The following is a 1,800-nucleotide window of genomic DNA, read 5'->3' on the forward strand; positions in this document are numbered from 1 at the left end:
TTAATTCATTTAGTATGACTTCGTTAATGATGATAATAATAACTGTGGTCTTGTTAATAATAACAATACTGTTTATAAAAAATAAAAATGAAATTGTGGAAGAATAACAGTGACTATATTATATTTCATTTATAGTGATTCTCCGATGTATTTTGTTCAATTCATCCTCGACTAAACGAAGTCAAGGTATTTTTGCACTTTTAAGATAAAAATCCACAGAAATTTTAATCATTGTTGAAATTAAATCCAAAATTATTAAAAATGTTTAAAAGGTATCATGTTAAAATTATTATTAAATGTAATATGTTGGGGGATTAATGAATATGAATGAAAGGGCTAATGAAAATTCTTGGATTCCATTAATAGTTGTGGCTTGTGCTTCATTTATTATAATATTGGACAGTTTATTCATGAATGTGAGCATCTCTCACATTGTTGTTGATTTGAATACTGATGTCAGTACTGTTCAAATGATTGTGTCATTTAATACTCTTATTACTGCTGCGTTAATACTGCTCAGTACCAAACTTCAAGACATAGTCGGTAAAAAGAAACTGTTTTCAATTGGTGCTGCACTTTTCGGTATCGGCGCATTTACTGCAGCAATAAGTTCAAATGTTATAATGTTTTTCGTCGGATGGTCAGCGATTAAAGGTATTGCCGGGGCATTAATGCTGCCGGCCATAGTTTCAATAATAAGCGGAACATATTCCGGTAAAAAACGTACAATTGCTTTGGCAACTCTGGGGATAATGGCAGGACTTGCAGATGTTTCTGCTCCAATCATTGGTGGGGTCATTACAACTTTTTTAAGTTGGAGATATACTTTTGCATTCGAATTACTGATCATTTTCTTTATTTTAGTAATGCGAAATAAAATACCTTATTTCAAACCTGCTGAATCTAAAAGCGATTTGGATATTATTGGCACTATAATTTCAAGCATAGGTCTTGTTTTGCTTGTGCTCGGTATATTGACTCTGACCAAGGATGTTAATGTCAGCATATGTGAGATAATTTTGGGATTAATAATCCTGGCAATCTTTATATGGCACGAACTCAGAAGAAAAAGGTCTGGAAAGGTTCCATTGCTTGATGTTGATTTATTTAAAGACAAAAATTTGCGTGTTGGTGTATCCATTAAGTTATTGTATAATATTGTAGTATCTGGAACATTTTTTGTACTGGTTCTGTTTTTCCAAAGTGTATGGCAGTTAAATCCATTGGGTACCGGTTTGGCTTCACTTCCGTTTTGTAAGGGTTTGCTTATTTTTTCAGTGTCCGCTCCAAAATTAATTGGAAAACTGAATCATAAGACACTCATGGCAGTAGGATGTATAATATCCATCGTAGGATGTCTGATTTTAAGTTATCAATTTAAATTAAATACAACACTGCTGGATTTAATTCCTGGACAGTTTTTACTAGGTGCGGGAATTGGTTTTATAATGGCTTTAAGTGCGGATGTTGCATTATTTGATATTCCTTCTGAAAGTCAAAATAACGCATCTGGCATTATTACAACTGGTGAGACATTAGGTTCATCAATGGGTACAGCAATTATTGGAATAATTCTAATTCTTGGAGTTATGGGTGGTATTAGTACTGCAGTCGATACCTATGCACCTGATTATTCAGGAGATGAACAATTCCATCAGGAGGTCTATGATTACTTCCAAAAATTAGATACTATAGAGGGAAAGGACAACATTGTTGTAAATACTGCTGACATAATTATTCAAAATGCAATGGCATCTGTAATGATGGCATTGGCAATCGTGTTAGGAGTTATTTTAATTC

General features: G+C 33.1%; 1 protein-coding gene. It reads left to right on the forward strand.

Features of this window, described 5'->3' with window-relative positions:
- Positions 1–317: 317 nt before the first annotated feature.
- Positions 318–1,800 (forward strand): MFS transporter (locus QZ143_RS09550; RefSeq protein ID WP_292883636.1); only part of this gene is annotated, 1,483 nt, incomplete at its 3' end.

It is taken from the genome of Methanobrevibacter sp. UBA188 (assembly GCF_905234905.1).
Taxonomy (GTDB): domain Archaea; phylum Methanobacteriota; class Methanobacteria; order Methanobacteriales; family Methanobacteriaceae; genus Methanocatella.